Below are 15,164 nucleotides of genomic sequence, written 5' to 3'. Positions count from 1 at the left end.
TTAATAACAAGATTAAGTTGATTATTAGACAAAGCTATGGCTTTAAGACCTTTGATTATTTACGAGAAAAGTTATTAGCTTGCTTATTTAAATAAGCCGTGCTTATCACCACAGGTACGGGAGAGCCGAAATCTACGTCCGACGCTTGAGGGATTCAAGAGTGATAAAAGCCTTGCTGGGTAAAGGTTATACGCCCGACCCTCTGCGAACAACTCAGCGAGGCTGAACGCAACCTGTTAAACCCTCTGCCTGTAAAGCTTGTAGTTTATTTGGAGCCTCTGAACGCAACCTGTTAAACCAGTTTTTGCGTAGCCAAGCAACAACGAAAAATAAAAACATTTTTGCAAGTATTCTTTACCGTGTTTAACATGGCAAAAACCTCTCGGCATTGGCAACAAGCTTAGGCAAGAAATTAAATTCTGACTGTTAACCCGACTCATCACCCCCTCCCGGAATCCCCCAGGGGTCGATACCGTTTTCCCTGAGTAGGCGCTCGTAGTGGTCGCGCTCGATTCTGACTTCATCCTCAATCCAGAACGCCTCACTGATATCGCGTTCGAGCTGCTGGATGCGCTCGATTAGAATCACATTGCGCTCAGGCTCACTGCGGGTAATCTCAAAAGCGGCATCAAAACGGCGTTCTAAAGATTCAATTACCAACGCCGTAGACAGAATAAACGCTTGCTTGTTGCCCCGAAAGCTTTCCCACTGCCAGTACAAGGAAACAATTTCCAAGGGGAGTCCTCTGATGCGAGTTTGCCCTTGCCCCCCACTTTCTCCGATATCCACTAAAAAAATATCGGCGGTATAACCATCGTCAGAGAGCGCCTCAACAGCACCTTCGGGTAAAAAGTTTGAAACGCCTCCAGCTTCTCCCAGTAAGCGCTTGAGGGTCTTTGAACTCAAAAAGTTTGAAACGCCTTGAGCGGTTTTGCCTACGCATTCACCAGCTTGAGTTAAAGACATCCGATACGAACCGTCAGGCAGCATGAAGCCGTCGATTTCTAAATAACCCAGTACAACTGGGGTGCGGGTGGCCTTAACTAATTCAGTCACGAAAATTTCATCTCCTTAAATAACTAGACAGTTGCTAGACATCAACTAGACTCGCTTGGCTTTAGCTGACGGGGGTTTTGGTTTCCATCGGAGTTATCGGCGTGGCGGAAACATCACCCCCAGAGAGCGCGGCATCAAAATTCTGAAAATATTCAGTGAGCAATTCTTCTAAACCTTGGCTGTTGTCGATGCCGCGCTCAAGGCAAAAAATTTTAAACCTCTTATACAAATCCCTTGGTATATGCCCCCGTAAGGCGGCATACTCTGGACTCTCTTTTTTCGCGGACATAGTAGCAAAAGATATCTTTATCAACTTATCACCTCCATTGTTCCATAGTTATCGTTTTGCCAAAAAAAGAGCAACTTAGCAAAGTTTATAAGTTGCTACTTCGCAACTTGTCTGCTAACATAACACCTATGGACGCAAAAGCCAACAGCATAAAACGCACACAGCGATATCCCAAGCGGTTGCCCAACGCTCAAAACGTCCATACAGCAAGACTTTCAGAACCTTTACAAATCAATAGTCCGGTGGCTTTTTTAAAGTCAGAGCCACTGAACGCACATCACTGAACACGAATCACGTACAGCGCAACTATGTTCACCGCAACCGCCGAACCCTATACAGCAAGGCAGTTTAAGGCGAAGCAATCACGTACAGAGCAGGGATGGCTGAGGTCAGAGTTTGTGCAAGCAAAACTCAAAGTTAGCCGGGTAACTGCCTACGGGTGGGACTTAATTCTGCTTGAGTCCGTTAACGATTACTCGACAGACCAAAACACAGGTGAATCGCTCTGGGAAGCCCGCGCACCTTGGAATCCTCACCAAATGTGGTGCTTGCTCAAGGTCAAGCGGTGGATGGCCGCCGTACCAAAACCGACTTTGGATGATTTGCGATCGCACCTCTCAAGCAATCAAACCCTTTACTCACACACCCAATTCTTTAAGGAAGTTTTAAAGTATGACACTCAAGCAACTAGCAAAAACCCTTAATGTTCCGGTTGGAAACCTCATCAAAAAAGCTAATCAAAACGGCTTAAAAATTGGCTCCAACGCACCTTTAACAGAGAGCCAAATAGAACTGCTAAAAGCCACTGACAACACGCCACAACTCAAGCCTGTACAAGCTCCTGAACCAATAGGTGAGATGGAAATCAGAGAGGACTCAGCACCCGCAGCGCCACCTCAAAATCAATCAATTGCCAGCATAAAACAGCAGCAATTATCCCAAGCAATTCAGGCTGAAAACGAGCAGTTTAACCATCAAGCTCAAACCCGATTGCAACAGAGTTTCGCTGACGGTCAAGAGTTGGGAGTGCTTGAGGTTTTGGCACGGGAACAAGGGCGGTTAAATGCCTCACTTGCTGTCAGTCAGGTGATTTTTGAATCGGACATGAAGCGTCGCGAAGCGGCTTTGGCTAATTTGGCAGAAAAGTTAGAAGGTGAGGATTTTTTCGGGGAACAACAATCACCCGCAGAGAGTTACTGGAAATCCTCGCAAACAGGAGCTTCGAGCAACTGGGAACTGAATCAAATCATGCAGAACTTAGCAGCCAGCTAGACCGATTGGAATGGCTGCTAAGCCAATTATTAACAGCACAAGCAACCCAAAACCAGGACACAACAATGCTCAAAAAACTAGCTCAGCTTTTCTCAATTTTAATGGATGTAAGCCCAATTAACAACGCTGACCGCGTAATAGCCATGACGTTGCTTTATTAGGAGGTCAAAGAATGTTTTTTAGACGCTTACTTAACTTGCGTCCTCACGAAAATGACTTCACCCATAAATACGCCGTGAGTTATCGAGACGATGACGGTGAGGGAGATACGGAGATTTTCAGCAATTCTCCACTATCAATTTCTGAGATTGAGGAGACATTGATTGAACAATTGAATGCTTCAGAAATTTACCCCCAATGGCTACAAGTTACCAATCTAATTCAGCTCAAGCCATTAAAACATTAACAATTACTTTATCAGGAGGCTAAACAATGTTTATTTATCCCAATGACAACAACTCAAAAACTCCCAGTGACTGGGTTGAAGCAGAAGAAGTTGACGATGATGATGATGAAGTTGATTACGATCCTAATAAACCGATAATGTACCTTCGGAGGGTTGAGGGAGTTGAATTAATTTGGTGCAAATTTAGAAATAGATTTTTGCCTCAATCCAAATCTGAAGAGGAATAAGCTATGCAAAACACTTCACCCCCGCAGCCAAAGTTTAACCTATCCCCCAAAGTCAGAAACCAACTGATAAAAGCTGGTGTAATTGCTGCCTTTACAATTCCACCAATGATAGCGATCGCAATCTGGGGATATAGCAGCACCGAAAAGCGCAAAGTAGCACCAGTAGCCCAGTTTAATGAGGGTTGGGCATTAACTCAAATTAACTCAGACTATCTTGCCAGTCAGCAGCAAATCAACCTTTTTCTCAATGGTAATGACTCAGGTGAAATGGGGCAATCTAGCCGTTTAATCCGTGCTGAAGCTCAAAGAATGGCTCTAACTGTCGATAAGTTTAGAGCTGACAAAAAACACCCTTGCTATCGGATGTCAAGAGATGGCTGTTTGGACACCATTGAAACCAGCATTGAGAGGGAATGGAATGATGCGGCAATCAAGCTTGATAACTCAGGAATGGCAAGAGCATTATTTAGATATCAAGCCGTTACTCAAGCTCGTAGCGGACAAATTGACAGCGTAGACACTCGCCCTAATTTGTTTGTTGCCGCCATTCGCAAAATGAGAACGGATAGGCAGGTATATCAACAGCAAACCGCAGAGGCTCAAGCAGGAAATCAACTTAGCGAACAGCGGCAAGCAGAGCAAGAATTTAACCGTCAACAGCAACTTAACGGAGGTCGGCAATGAAGAAATGGCACAGAGCTTGTTTAGCTGGTGCTGGACTAGCTAGCAGCCTAGTCATTGGATACCAAAGCACCAGAACCGAAGATGTACTCACTCCCCAGGATGTTGCAGCATGGCAGGCTACGGGAGCGTTACACGCCACCTCTAAGCCTCCCGTTTGGCGAGACTTCGGATTGTTTTTATCTCTGGGATTGACGGGGGTTAGTGGGTGGAATTTGTGGAGACTTTTGGAGACTGAGGACTCTGAATTACCGCCCAGAGAAGAAGGCAATAACCAACCACCAATTACCCCTAACTTTTCCCCTTCATCACCACATAACAGCAACAACAACAATAGCAATAGCAACAATATGTCAGAACAACCGCAGACAGTATCAATAGACTCCAAACAAGAGCTATGGCAACAACTCAATCAACCGGGGGCAGAATGGGTAATCCGCTTGTTGCAGCCGGGCCCGTTATTAATTTGGGGTGGGCAGTCATCAAGTAAAACAACAACTGCTAACTTTATCGCTCTGTTACGAGTAATTTTCTGTGACCATAAAGCAGAGGTAAATGACCCTCACGCTCACCTTAATAATTGGGCTAAATACTTCCAAATCTATGGTCAAAACTGCAATTATCAGCAGATAGAACAGCGATTATCAGCATACTATGACCGAGTTAAAAATCCAACGGGTAAGCCTTACACAGCTATCTGGGATGAGGTGACTCAATATGCCGAGAATTGCTCTGAAGACTTAGCAGGGCGATTCCTTAAGTCCATCCTAGCTGATACCAGAAAAATCAAAGAGCACCCAATTTTGCTGAGCCATAACAACACACTGGGAGCATTAGCAGGTGGGAAAGGTGGAGCAAAACAGATGCAAATTGAGGGGATGGTTGAGCTACATCTTTTCAACAAACGCGGTACTTATGGTGACTTAGCGCCAGCGATGCGAGGAATCCTTTCGGGACTGGAACTAGACAAAAACGGCATTCCAATTGAGCAGCAGATTGAATTACAAAACTGGATGACTGCTGACTACATTTACCAGTTGTTCCCAGAATTAGCTAAACAATTAACACCTGAAAACACTGGGGATTCAGCAATTACTGATATGCCCAACCTCCCTAAAATGTCACAACAAAGATGGGATTATTGGGTATCGGAAAGCACAGATGATGAGATTAACAATCTCATAGATTCTCGTAGATTATCACCCAACAATAATCTACAAGCTGAGATTCACGCCATCGCGCCTCTATCTCCAGAGTCGTTGTCAGCTAAGCCTCTCAGCCAATCTATAGATGCCTCTAGATTCTCGGAATTGTACCCAGAAACGACAGAAGAGGGAATTATGGAGGCAATCTATAGAGCCGTAGATTCTAGTTTGAAGCCTGCTGAGATTGTGCGAACAGTTCTTAAATGTACAAGTTCTCAACCAGGCTCAAATCGTCACTATTCAGAGGTGGGGAAGCCAGTATTTTGTTACTTAATCCGCAAGCATGGAACGGCAGCATTAATAGCTCACTTTGCAGAATTTCTGGACAAAAGCCAATCGTAACCAAGCGAGTAGTAGGGTGCAATTCCCTACAAAAACTGGGCTTGTCCCTGTCAACCAAAGTGAGGTTTATTTATGAGTCAAATGCAAACGATTCCAATTACGCCAACCTATTCAATGAATCCAGAGACAACGGTGATTACCCGTGTTGTAGTTGTGCCTAATTACGACGCTAATACTAACCCTTGGGTGTCGTATGATGCTATTTGCTTATGGCTAAAAGCATTACGCAGATGGCCTATTCGCACTCTTTCTGTCACTATCGGATTAGCTTGGATTTCAATCTTTGGAGTTTGTTTTGTCTGGAATGCCTTGATTTCCAAACAGCAAGCATCAAAGTCTCCAGACCTTTTTAACCCTGCTCAAGTTGGCTGGGCTGCGGGTGGTGGTTTCGGTACGCAAACTGTTAACTATGCTAACCAAACTGTTACTCCAACTCTGGCATCTTGGAGTGGTGGTAGCCGCCAGTTAACTAATGCAGAATTGCGCCGCACTCAACGCAGCGATGCTTTGCAAACCGTGCAGACTTCATACGACCGTTAATTTACGCTCTTTGAGGAGGAAGGGGCTTTTCCGGCCCCTCTTTTTGTAGCTATGGCTTGGATTAAATTACGACGCTCTAACGCAGCGGCTCTGCTGCTAATGGCAACAGGGTTTACTCTCAATCTCCGCGCTGGACAATATTTAAAATTTGATTGGGCTTTGTTGCCAGAAACTCAGAACCGAGTGCAGCAAGCAGGTGAGAAAGTAAAAACTGTTCTAGTTCAAACTGCAACAGGTTGTATCAATCAAAAACCCTTCACTGTTGACCAATATGCAAAAGTCAAGCCGTTGCTTAAACCAGGAGTAACGAGAACGGAAATCGAGCAAGTTTTAGGTGCTGGCTGTGGGTTTGAGTTAGATAAATTCAGTTGGATTGCAACTAATAGTAAAAAGCTAATTGTGCAATTTGAATCCACTGGGAAGTTGAAGAGTTACACATTTGATAAACGGGAGATAGTGAGCGATGTTTGAGTTTCCCGTTGATACATCTTCTATTGTCTATTCTCCTGAAACGGGCGATCAGCATAACCCCGTTAGTTTGGACACAGCTTATCGCCGGGGGGATTTTCTGATCGCGATCGCTGTTACGGGGATGGCGATCGCTATTCTTGCACCTGGGCTTAACCAAATATTGCAGAACTCAGTTGGAGTGCTGGTTAGGGGAGGACAGTCAAAGTCACAGATAGCGAATGCCGACAACAACACACAGCCTGCTACGGTAAGCCAAACAACTAACGCCCCGACTGTTTCCAGCAACGGCCCCAAAACACCTCCCAAATTCACGGGCTCGTGGGCTTCTTCACCACTCAGGAGTCAAAATATCGCAGGATTCCCAGTAACGTCTGCTTACGGCCCCCGTACTTCTCCCTGCGCTGGTTGCAGTTCAATGCACAGGGGCGCTGATATCGGTACGCCAATGTACACGCCTCTCTATGCCATCGGGCCATTGGGTTCAAGCGTCAATGTTCGGTGTTGGTCTAACGGTCGCTGGGGTTGGGTTGCTAGTTTCTCTGTACCAGAGTGGGGTGTTAGTTTCGACTACGTACATTTGCCAGTTGGAGAGTGCAAAAGCGGTTTGCAGAAAGTTGGGACAATCATCGCTAAATCGGGTACGGCTGGTACTGGGCCGCACCTGCATTTTCAGCAGCGGATAGGTGGAACTGATGGCGAGAAAATAGCTCCACAAACGGGCTATGTTTATCAAACTTTAACAGGTAAATTGCCAGGGGGAAGCCAATGACAGTTTACAAAATTAAACATCGGGATGAATTTGATTTTAGGCTGGTTACTTGGGGAGTTGTTGCGCTGACGGGAGCTTATATTCTAGTACCACCAGTCCTGCGATCGGAACCCGTACAAAAAACTATTAACGCTGTTGGAGTTGCAGCATCAGCTATTTCGAGCGGACAAAATCCCATCACTGCGATCGCGAACTCTGGCAAACTAGAGCCCAAATGGTCGAGTAAGAAATCCCCTGAGTTCCTACAAAAAGTAACTAAAATCGCTAACGAACTAGGGGGCGACCCTAATCACCTAATGGCAATTATGCACTTTGAGAGTAAGCTGAACCATCAAGCGATAAACCCCCTAAGTAATGCTACAGGATTAATTCAGTTCATGCCATTTACGGCGCGGCGACTGGGAACTTCGACATCGGCACTCCTTGCTATGACTGAGATTCAGCAGTTGGATTATGTGCGAAAATATCTGATTCCCTACAAAGGCAAGCTGAATACCTTGGGTGATTTTTACTGCTCTGTACTTTGGCCAGCTTGCGTGGGTTCAAGCGAGAGTTACGTGCTGTTTCGCGTCGGCACAATTCAGTATCGACAAAACAATGGGTTTGATCGTAACCGCGACGGGGTAATTACCAAATCTGAGATTACAGCGCTTGTTTCTGAAAGGCTTTAGGTTCAACAAAATTGTGCGATCGCTGCACAAACTTCAGAAACTTGGCTGCAACTTTTCTCTATCAGTATAAATATATCTCTGAACATTGCTATTGCTACACCTTACTTCTGGTTTCGAGGTGAGGTGGATATCGGTTCTTAGTTTGAGATTTGAGGAAAATTTCTGCTATTGAAGAAAATCAGCCTCTACAATATATACTTGTTTCTATTGGTAGGGCGATCGCTTGTTTGCGCTTTGCAGATTTTTATGGAAAGTGGCAGGGGAAACACGGGTTAGCGCGATTTCGTTATAGTTCAGTATCAAAACAGCAAGCTCATAAATAATAGCGCCCCTGCTTGCACAAACCCTCCGCGATTGGCGCTCGCTTCAGTTGGCGCGATCACAAGCGATTGGCATTGATTGCCGGTCAATTTGACCTAATTGTTTTCCCTATTCGCTCCCCCGCATTTGCGGGTAGTCATTGGTGATCGTTTCAGTTGGCGCGATCGAAGGAGTTGGAATCAAAGCTTATCCGATAGTAGTTCTGGCAGCAACTATAGCTGAACTTGCATAAACAAACAGACTCAACCCAACCACGAAGAGTCAATATTCAGGTTATCCGTTGAAATACTGCATCGAAAAGTAATTTTTGATTCTGCTAAAACTGCTAAAACTGCGAGGGCGATCGTTCGTCTAATTGAATTTTTGTTCAATAGCGATCGTGTTGTGGCTCTACCATACAAACGCTCCTCTTTATTGGAGAAGTTTTTTCTCTGTTAGTATAAATATATCGCTGAACATTGCTATTGCTACCAGTAATCTTTGCTTTTTGTGCAAGCTTCCTATCCTGCATAAGTTTGAGTTCTCATGCGGTTTTTGCTGCTAAAAAGCCCCAAAATTCTGCTAACAATTAAGCTGAGAATGCACAAGTTTACTCGCACATTCTCAGAAAAAACAGCCAAAAACAGCTAAAAACTCACGAAAACTCAGTCCAAAAAAGTAAAATTTGAGGTTTTTTATCGTTCCGGTACACTTAATATCAATTTAACAATTTAACAGCAAGCTCTACACTCCCCAATTTAAGCAATTGTAGCAGAGGCTCAAAAGTGGTACCATTTAGAGCAAGCTGTACTTTCACAATTGAGCAAGCAGAACTAATCGAATAGAATGTTAAGGTTGCTTTAAAAATAGCCGCCTTGTTATTAACCATTCAGCTATTGCATATTAATGTATCGGAACAAAGGCGGTAGCCGTTTTCTAGGAAGAGTTGCAGTTCAGTTTGTTTGGCTTTATTGAATGCAGTGCTACCGCACTTTTGTACAAAAAAAGCGAAGTGCCTCAATATTTTTGGGCTGCCAGAATGCTCTAACCGTTACTTCGGCAAGCCAGGAAATTTTGTAGTCAAAGCAAATGCGGCGAAACTTGTTAAACTAGGCAATGAGAAGGCAGTGACAATTGCGTTCGCTTAACGCCACAGTTGTACTTGATTTCAGAGAGAGTGCGTGAGCCACGAGCCTCTAAGTTTAAGGCCCTAGCAATATGAGTTTTCACGCGGCATTACATAACGTTGAACCAGCATGACCGGTTAAGTTGAGAGTTCAGGGAAGCGATCGCTATGCTTGTGCAAGGGGGCAACTTATACCAGTGTTGCCACAAAAGTCGCCACAATAGTATGAGCAATCGGCACAGTTGGAGATCGGGTAAAACCAAGCCTTTTGAGACACTTGGCTAACATCGCATCAGTGGAATTGATTGGGACAGTTGAATATCGGCTAAAATTAAGCCCCTTGACACTCCATCCTATAGTTTTTAGGTGTTTGTGGCGATAGCTACTATTACTAGACTAGCCCTTGCACTATGCTTTCTTTGAATTGTTTTGACTTTAACAACTGCAACTCGCGACTCGACTCCGCTGCCCTTACTCGAATATCCGAATCAGTCTGTAATTCGCTACCACTGGCTCCCCATTAACCCGTCATCTATCAACTCAAGGTTGTACTGCTGGGCATCAGCCCTCAGATATGGGCATTGCCCCCAAAAAAAATCGCTCTCGAACCTTAATGTGGTTTCAAAAATCCCTTTTTTGCAGTTTTGACCTCTTGCAGCTCTTAAAGATAAACGAGTATTAATCTACAATTCTGCTTTCGATATCCAAATTTTAAATTACTGCTGTCGGCTTCACACTTTGCCGATTTTGAAGTTGGCAAAGCGCTCTGATTGTTTGATGGAATGGGTAGCGCAATGGGCCGGAAACTGGAGCTATTATCACAAAGATTATCAGTATGTTCCCCTCAATGGCGGACACCGAGCATTAGGAGATTGCACGGCTGCTTTTGAGCTTATTAAACGAATGGCAGCGGATTCGGCTCAAATCAATTGCCCCGTGCCGATTCCTCAGAAAAATTCATGATATTCTAATCCACCGCATCCACCGTTGCCTCGGTTGCAGAATCAATTCGCCGTTGTTGTAGCTTGCCCCTTCGGGTTCCCACAGTTCATCGGGCTCGGCGTCGGGGTTTTCTTGAAAGTCCGGGCAAGTGTCCGCGTTGGAACCTGTTGGATGCACGGCACAGACGAGGTGTGGGTTGCCGACGTAGAGGAGACAGCGATCGCACTCAGGGATTTTGGGCATGGCGGGGGTGTTGGGGTTTTGGTTTGGGTTTAGTTTCTCGCAAATTTGGGTGTTGGTGGCGATCACACTCGCGTCCAGAAACCGTTGCTTTACCCGCATCCAGGATACGTTGCAAAAACTGGACTAATTCAGCCAGCAATCGGCGTTATATTCAAGCAATTATTCCGCAAGCATTATTGAATCTTTGGTTTTCCTAAATTTGACCCGTGCGGACGAGAATCTGGCAAATATAGCCTTTCTCAGGTAGATAATATAGAATGCAATTGATGGTGCTATTGCACTTCATTTATCTTAAAAAGGCTATACGCTCTATGAATCCCTTAAAAGTTTGGAAACAAATTGTGCTTTTTGTGAGCTTAACGCTGTTATTTCTGTTGGGTGTCAAAACCACCACTGCGGCGCCCTCCCAAACAACTTTACAGGCTCAAAATTGTTCCTACGGAAACAAGCCTCGACCCTTCGCTCAAGTTGTTACTGAAACAGATCCCCTGACTATCCGTTCTTCCCCCGACGGCCCGGTTATCGGGCTAGTTCCTAAAGGTTGGCAAGTCGTTACGGGCGATCGAGATGCAACAGGACAGTGGGTAAAGATTGGCGGTGAATATAGTCCTAGCCCTCAAAATCTGGATGCAGGTAGTCGTAGAAGAGGATGGGGGTTTGTAAGTGCGCCTGATTTCCGAGTTGGCTGGGTAAATAGAGCTTATCTCAAACCTTTGGGCAATTTTTGCGAAAAACCCCTGAAAATACAGCGGCGCGAATTACAAGGACTGTCGCAAGAACGGCAAGTTTTGATTCATGAAGATTGGCTGCAAATAGCAGATAGAATCGCTAGCCAAAATTCTCAAAAATAACGCTAAATTTTGATAATTTACGCAGAAGGCAGTGCTTTTTTATGACTTATAGAGGTTTTTACCCAATAAATTTGGGATTTTTTATATCTAAGTCCTAATCCTGCAAATTATCCAGGCGACAGCTTATGACAAAATTGAGCGCTCGCACCGCCATCAACTTAAAACGAGTTTTACAAGTTGCCGCAACTGTCCCAGGAAATTACCACCGCTTTTTGCAAGCTGGACTAATTGATTCCCAGTCGGATTTCCCACAACTTGTTTCCCATTGGCAAACAGCTTTTGCTAACTTGCAGCCCATTGACAAACAAATAGTCCGGCAAAATCCCGGGTTATTTCTGGCGAATGTTGAGGATTTAGTTTACCGAGGAATGACTAGCGGAACTTCAGGTCAAGCTTTTACCTACTTTGCCAATAATGAGTGGAATGAAGCACGTTTGTTGGCACGAAAACGTACTTTAACTTGGTGGGGAATTGACGAACAAGTCCCTATTATTAATCTTGCCAGCCGTTTGCAGCCGCTACGAGTTAACGATATTGCCTTAATTGGAAATATTACGCCGGATTTCCTGCGAAATTTGAGAAAAGTGTTGCATAACAAATCGGCTGTCATTCGAGGTTATCCCAGCCGTTTGTGTGAAGTGGCTGCTGCTATTTTTGGACATTCAATACCGACGGTTTTAGGAGTAATTTGTACGGGTGAGGTTTTATTTGACTTTCAAAAAGAATTGCTACAATCTGTTTTTGAAGCTCCAATTATTAACGAGTACGGTTGTCAAGAAACAGGGATTTCGGGTTTGAGTTGTCCTGAATGCGGGCGACTGCATTTAGATATAGATCGATGTTTCTATGAAGTTATTGACGGTGAATTAGTCACTACAGATTTATACAATCATACCATGCCTTTTGTTCGCTATCAGTGCGGCGATCGCATTCAATTAAATCCTGATGTTTGTCCTTGCGGGCGTTCGGGATTAACAGCAAAAATTCTCGGCCGCAGTCAAGAACAAATCGAGACGCAGCAAGGCTTAAAATATCCTGGAGAACTCTGTTTGCCAAAATGGCCGGGTATTCTTAACTATCAAATAGTCAGGCAAGATCGAGAACAAGTAGATATTTGGTTGCAAGTCGAACAGCACCAAGTTCTCGAACTGCAACCTTTACAGCTTTGGTTAGAAAAGTTATTTGGCGAAGTTCAAGGGAGAGTGATCGTAGATTCATCGGATTTGAGTAAACTGGAAAATTCACAAAGTTGTAGCCCTTTAGAATGGATCGAATGGGTGACTAAAAAATCTTGGCACGAGTGGTTGGAGTCAGGTTTATTACCCCTAGGAGAAGCCCGAGAAATTGCCTTATTGTTAAAAAGTTTAATTGAGCAAAAAATGATGGTAAGTTCAGGGATATCCCCGGTGGCCGCAGCATCTATCGAACAGCTTTTGCTGCGTTCAACTTATCGGGAACTGCCAGTAGAATTGATGGCGGTACGAGTTTTGCTGTTTGCGTGTAGCTTTTTAACCGATAGCCAAAAAAGGCAGCAGATATACCACCACGCCCAGAAGCGTTTAGCCGAGATGAATTGCCGGGAATATCCGACCATGGTAGATTTACTAATACCCAGTTTAGGATTTGAGAATAACACCGCTGCATCTCTCTGGGAAAATACTAATTTACCCAATGCTGGTAAGCTTGATGTATTTAACATTCAGCACTTGTTAGCAGCCTTCAATTTAGCAGCAAGTAAAGCTAAAAAAGAAACTCCACATCTAGCCCTAGCCTGGAAACCAATTTTAGCTGTTTTAATCGGAGATTTGAATTTTTGGGGTAATAGATTTCACAGCAAAATTTTAGCATATTGGTGCGATTTAGTGAGTGGAAAAGCCATCGTACTCCGTAGCAAATATCAAAGCTCAACAGGCGATCGTTTTTTAGACGCTTGGTTAACTTGGCGACAAGCAATTATGGGCGATCGCGAATCAGCTACAATTGCCTTATCTCAGTTACAAGCAACAGCAACTTTACTGACAGAGGTAGCGCGAGTAGAACTGGAACAAGGATATGCTAAACTGTTGTGGGAAACTGACATTAATCCTATAGAATGGTTAAATAAAATTGCCAATAATGCTGGGTTGATTGACCGCAGCTTACCCGATGGAGTTCTCGATCCAATACCTTGGATACCGCTGTTGTTAAAATTAGCCAAACTTTTGTTAGCACGGCGAGAAGGGGAATTAGCCTATCAGTGTTTAATTGCGTCGGCACCGCCAGATATGCGGGCTTCGGGATTTGAAAGATTAGCGCGAGAGATGAATTACAAACAATCTATAATTTGTGATCGCACGTAATGGTAAGTTTAACTATAATTATACTGGGAAACAGCAATCCTGATTGGGAAATAGAGGCGAGCGTCACTTTTCACAAACAAGCTTATGACTTAAAACAGGTAATGAAATTCAATCCCTCAAACTTGGATAATACGGGTTATTTTACATCTTGTTTACAACTTTTAGAGACAATTAATACAGAAATAACAGCTATTTTACCAGAGAATACCAAATTAAGTTTTTTGCCACCTCAACTCACAAATACTGCACTAGCATTCTTACCGCCCAGGGTGGAGTTTCCCCTAGAAACTGCCCAACAATATCCTGTCGCCGCTTTAGCTTGGATTGCATCAACGCTCTTGGTAAAAGCGGCGCTACCGCAGTTAGAAATAAATCGTTGGAATTTGTTAGCAGTTGCTAGAGAATTAGAACGGCAGAACATCGCTTTTACTTGGGGGAATGCTCTGGCTAATACTGCTAGTTTAGAGGTAAAGCGTTATCAAACAAAAGCTTCTTCTCTCTTGATAAATTCCCTTACAAATAAGAGTAATTCTACTAAAAATATTGATAAACAAAATATAAATCTTTCTCAAAAACATGAGACAATCACTAGCAAATCTCGCGTACTAGCTGTGATTCCCCATTATCGCTGCGAACAGTTTCTCTATCGCTGCTTGCAGTCTCTGGTAACTCAAACTAGACCTCTGGATGGTATTGTAGTTATTGATGATGGTTCGGAGGCACCACCTGTAGATATTGTCCGGAAGTTTCCCGGAGTGACTTTATTAGCTTCAGCTTTGAATGTCGGCCCTTATCGCTTAATTCAACAGGTGATTGGTCAAACAAATTATGATGCTTATTTATTTCAAGATGCCGATGATTGGTCGAGCAGCTTTCGGCTGGAGTTGCTGCTAGCAGCAGCCGAAAATTATGGAGCTGAGTTAGTCGGAACTCAGGAGTTGCGCGTGTTTGAAGATGACAGGGTTTTACCGGTGGTTTATCCTCTCAATGTTAGCGCCGCCCTAGCAGCAAAACCGGGGCATCCGCTGTTGCATCCTACCAGCTTAGTTTCGCGAAATTTAGTGTTGAGATTGGGCGGTTTTGCTACGGGATTGCGGTTTTCGGGAGATACTGAGTTTTTGTTGCGAGCGCAGTTTGCTGCGACAATAGTTAATGTTCCTGATTACGGTTATTTTCGCCGACACCGAGCTGGTTCCCTAACTACGGATCGAGCCACTGGATTAGATGCTCCGGTGCGTTTAGAATTGATTCAGCAGCTCAAAAAAAGAGCGATCGCTAACAGTGCTGCGGTGCGGGAAGGTAAATTACCGGATTTGCGTCCTTTGGAGACAGCAGGGGAGATCGAACTCAATTATATAGCCGGTTCTGCCCTTGAGAGCTCAGACCTATCGATTTGAGATTTTGGATTGTAAATTTGGGATTTGAGATTTGGGA

18 protein-coding genes are annotated in these 15,164 nt (G+C 44.2%); 16 read left to right on the top strand and 2 right to left on the bottom strand.

Going from position 1 to position 15,164, the window contains the following annotated elements:
- Positions 1-426 precede the first annotated feature (426 nt).
- Both PY364_RS26155 and PY364_RS26150 read right to left on the bottom strand, forming a co-directional pair.
- Positions 427-1,056 (bottom strand): hypothetical protein, encoded by a 630-nt coding sequence (locus PY364_RS26155; protein ID WP_275570638.1) that lies wholly within the window; start codon positions 1,054-1,056, stop codon positions 427-429.
- Positions 1,057-1,117: 61 nt separating this feature from the next.
- Positions 1,118-1,369 carry a hypothetical protein gene (locus PY364_RS26150; RefSeq protein ID WP_275570637.1) on the bottom strand — a complete coding sequence of 84 codons (252 nt, stop codon included), beginning with the start codon at positions 1,367-1,369 and terminating at the stop codon, positions 1,118-1,120.
- A 104-nt stretch (positions 1,370-1,473) separates the two neighbouring features.
- Between PY364_RS26150 and PY364_RS26145 the strand changes: the two genes are divergently transcribed.
- The 16 genes from PY364_RS26145 (at position 1,474) to PY364_RS26070 (ending at position 15,127) form a co-directional block, all read left to right on the top strand.
- Positions 1,474-1,629: a hypothetical protein gene (locus PY364_RS26145; RefSeq protein WP_275570636.1), complete on the top strand. Its 156-nt coding sequence runs from the start codon at positions 1,474-1,476 to the stop codon at positions 1,627-1,629.
- A 24-nt stretch (positions 1,630-1,653) separates the two neighbouring features.
- Positions 1,654-2,049, top strand: coding sequence for a hypothetical protein (locus tag PY364_RS26140; RefSeq protein ID WP_275570635.1), 396 nt, complete (start codon positions 1,654-1,656; stop codon positions 2,047-2,049).
- Positions 2,018-2,617 (top strand): hypothetical protein, encoded by a 600-nt coding sequence (locus PY364_RS26135; protein ID WP_275570634.1) that lies wholly within the window; start codon positions 2,018-2,020, stop codon positions 2,615-2,617. Before PY364_RS26140 ends, PY364_RS26135 begins: the two co-directional genes overlap by 32 nt.
- Positions 2,618-2,789: 172 nt before the next feature.
- Positions 2,790-3,023, top strand: a complete 234-nt coding sequence (locus PY364_RS26130) for a hypothetical protein (RefSeq protein WP_275570633.1) — start codon at positions 2,790-2,792, stop codon at positions 3,021-3,023.
- 26 nt (positions 3,024-3,049) lie between these two features.
- A complete protein-coding gene (locus PY364_RS26125) occupies positions 3,050-3,250 on the top strand; it encodes a hypothetical protein (protein WP_275570632.1) in 201 nt (66 codons plus the stop codon).
- Between the two features lie 3 nt (positions 3,251-3,253).
- Positions 3,254-3,934 (top strand): hypothetical protein, encoded by a 681-nt coding sequence (locus PY364_RS26120; protein WP_275570631.1) that lies wholly within the window; start codon positions 3,254-3,256, stop codon positions 3,932-3,934.
- Positions 3,931-5,478 carry a hypothetical protein gene (locus PY364_RS26115; RefSeq protein ID WP_275570630.1) on the top strand — a complete coding sequence of 516 codons (1,548 nt, stop codon included), beginning with the start codon at positions 3,931-3,933 and terminating at the stop codon, positions 5,476-5,478. Before PY364_RS26120 ends, PY364_RS26115 begins: the two co-directional genes overlap by 4 nt.
- Positions 5,479-5,550: 72 nt before the next feature.
- Complete coding sequence (locus tag PY364_RS26110) at positions 5,551-6,018, top strand: hypothetical protein (protein ID WP_275570629.1); 468 nt, start codon at positions 5,551-5,553, stop codon at positions 6,016-6,018.
- Between the two features lie 51 nt (positions 6,019-6,069).
- Positions 6,070-6,489, top strand: a complete 420-nt coding sequence (locus tag PY364_RS26105) for a hypothetical protein (protein WP_275570628.1) — start codon at positions 6,070-6,072, stop codon at positions 6,487-6,489.
- Entirely contained in the window at positions 6,482-7,258 is a 777-nt protein-coding gene (locus PY364_RS26100) for a M23 family peptidase (protein ID WP_275570627.1), read from the top strand. Before PY364_RS26105 ends, PY364_RS26100 begins: the two co-directional genes overlap by 8 nt.
- Positions 7,255-7,929: a lytic transglycosylase domain-containing protein gene (locus PY364_RS26095; RefSeq protein ID WP_275570626.1), complete on the top strand. Its 675-nt coding sequence runs from the start codon at positions 7,255-7,257 to the stop codon at positions 7,927-7,929. The genes PY364_RS26100 and PY364_RS26095 overlap by 4 nt, the downstream gene beginning before the upstream one ends.
- 149 nt (positions 7,930-8,078) lie before the next feature.
- Positions 8,079-8,252, top strand: coding sequence for a hypothetical protein (locus PY364_RS26090; RefSeq protein WP_275570625.1), 174 nt, complete (start codon positions 8,079-8,081; stop codon positions 8,250-8,252).
- A gap of 1,856 nt (positions 8,253-10,108) precedes the next feature.
- Entirely contained in the window at positions 10,109-10,318 is a 210-nt protein-coding gene (locus PY364_RS26085; RefSeq protein ID WP_275570624.1) for a hypothetical protein, read from the top strand.
- 533 nt (positions 10,319-10,851) lie between these two features.
- Positions 10,852-11,391, top strand: a complete 540-nt coding sequence (locus tag PY364_RS26080; RefSeq protein ID WP_275570623.1) for a hypothetical protein — start codon at positions 10,852-10,854, stop codon at positions 11,389-11,391.
- A gap of 125 nt (positions 11,392-11,516) precedes the next feature.
- Positions 11,517-13,730 carry a hypothetical protein gene (locus tag PY364_RS26075; protein ID WP_275570622.1) on the top strand — a complete coding sequence of 738 codons (2,214 nt, stop codon included), beginning with the start codon at positions 11,517-11,519 and terminating at the stop codon, positions 13,728-13,730.
- On the top strand, positions 13,730-15,127 hold the full coding sequence (locus PY364_RS26070; RefSeq protein ID WP_275570621.1) for a glycosyltransferase family 2 protein: 1,398 nt from the start codon (positions 13,730-13,732) through the stop codon (positions 15,125-15,127). The genes PY364_RS26075 and PY364_RS26070 overlap by 1 nt, the downstream gene beginning before the upstream one ends.
- The last annotated feature ends 37 nt before the right edge of the window (positions 15,128-15,164 follow it).

Origin of the sequence: Kamptonema sp. UHCC 0994, from assembly GCF_029167235.1 — a bacterium.
In the GTDB taxonomy this organism is placed as follows: domain Bacteria; phylum Cyanobacteriota; class Cyanobacteriia; order Cyanobacteriales; family Microcoleaceae; genus Kamptonema.
Note: the sequence above shows the minus strand (reverse complement) of the source record. Positions and strands in the feature narration are given on the sequence as shown.

Coding starts and splice junctions, on each gene's coding strand:
- PY364_RS26145 (WP_275570636.1), top strand. CDS start 1,474: ATGGACGCAAAAGCCAACAGCATAAAACGCACACAGCGATATCCCAAG.
- PY364_RS26140 (WP_275570635.1), top strand. CDS start 1,654: ATGTTCACCGCAACCGCCGAACCCTATACAGCAAGGCAGTTTAAGGCG.
- PY364_RS26135 (WP_275570634.1), top strand. CDS start 2,018: ATGACACTCAAGCAACTAGCAAAAACCCTTAATGTTCCGGTTGGAAAC.
- PY364_RS26130 (WP_275570633.1), top strand. CDS start 2,790: ATGTTTTTTAGACGCTTACTTAACTTGCGTCCTCACGAAAATGACTTC.
- PY364_RS26125 (WP_275570632.1), top strand. CDS start 3,050: ATGTTTATTTATCCCAATGACAACAACTCAAAAACTCCCAGTGACTGG.
- PY364_RS26120 (WP_275570631.1), top strand. CDS start 3,254: ATGCAAAACACTTCACCCCCGCAGCCAAAGTTTAACCTATCCCCCAAA.
- PY364_RS26115 (WP_275570630.1), top strand. CDS start 3,931: ATGAAGAAATGGCACAGAGCTTGTTTAGCTGGTGCTGGACTAGCTAGC.
- PY364_RS26110 (WP_275570629.1), top strand. CDS start 5,551: ATGAGTCAAATGCAAACGATTCCAATTACGCCAACCTATTCAATGAAT.
- PY364_RS26105 (WP_275570628.1), top strand. CDS start 6,070: ATGGCTTGGATTAAATTACGACGCTCTAACGCAGCGGCTCTGCTGCTA.
- PY364_RS26100 (WP_275570627.1), top strand. CDS start 6,482: ATGTTTGAGTTTCCCGTTGATACATCTTCTATTGTCTATTCTCCTGAA.
- PY364_RS26095 (WP_275570626.1), top strand. CDS start 7,255: ATGACAGTTTACAAAATTAAACATCGGGATGAATTTGATTTTAGGCTG.
- PY364_RS26080 (WP_275570623.1), top strand. CDS start 10,852: ATGAATCCCTTAAAAGTTTGGAAACAAATTGTGCTTTTTGTGAGCTTA.
- PY364_RS26075 (WP_275570622.1), top strand. CDS start 11,517: ATGACAAAATTGAGCGCTCGCACCGCCATCAACTTAAAACGAGTTTTA.
- PY364_RS26070 (WP_275570621.1), top strand. CDS start 13,730: ATGGTAAGTTTAACTATAATTATACTGGGAAACAGCAATCCTGATTGG.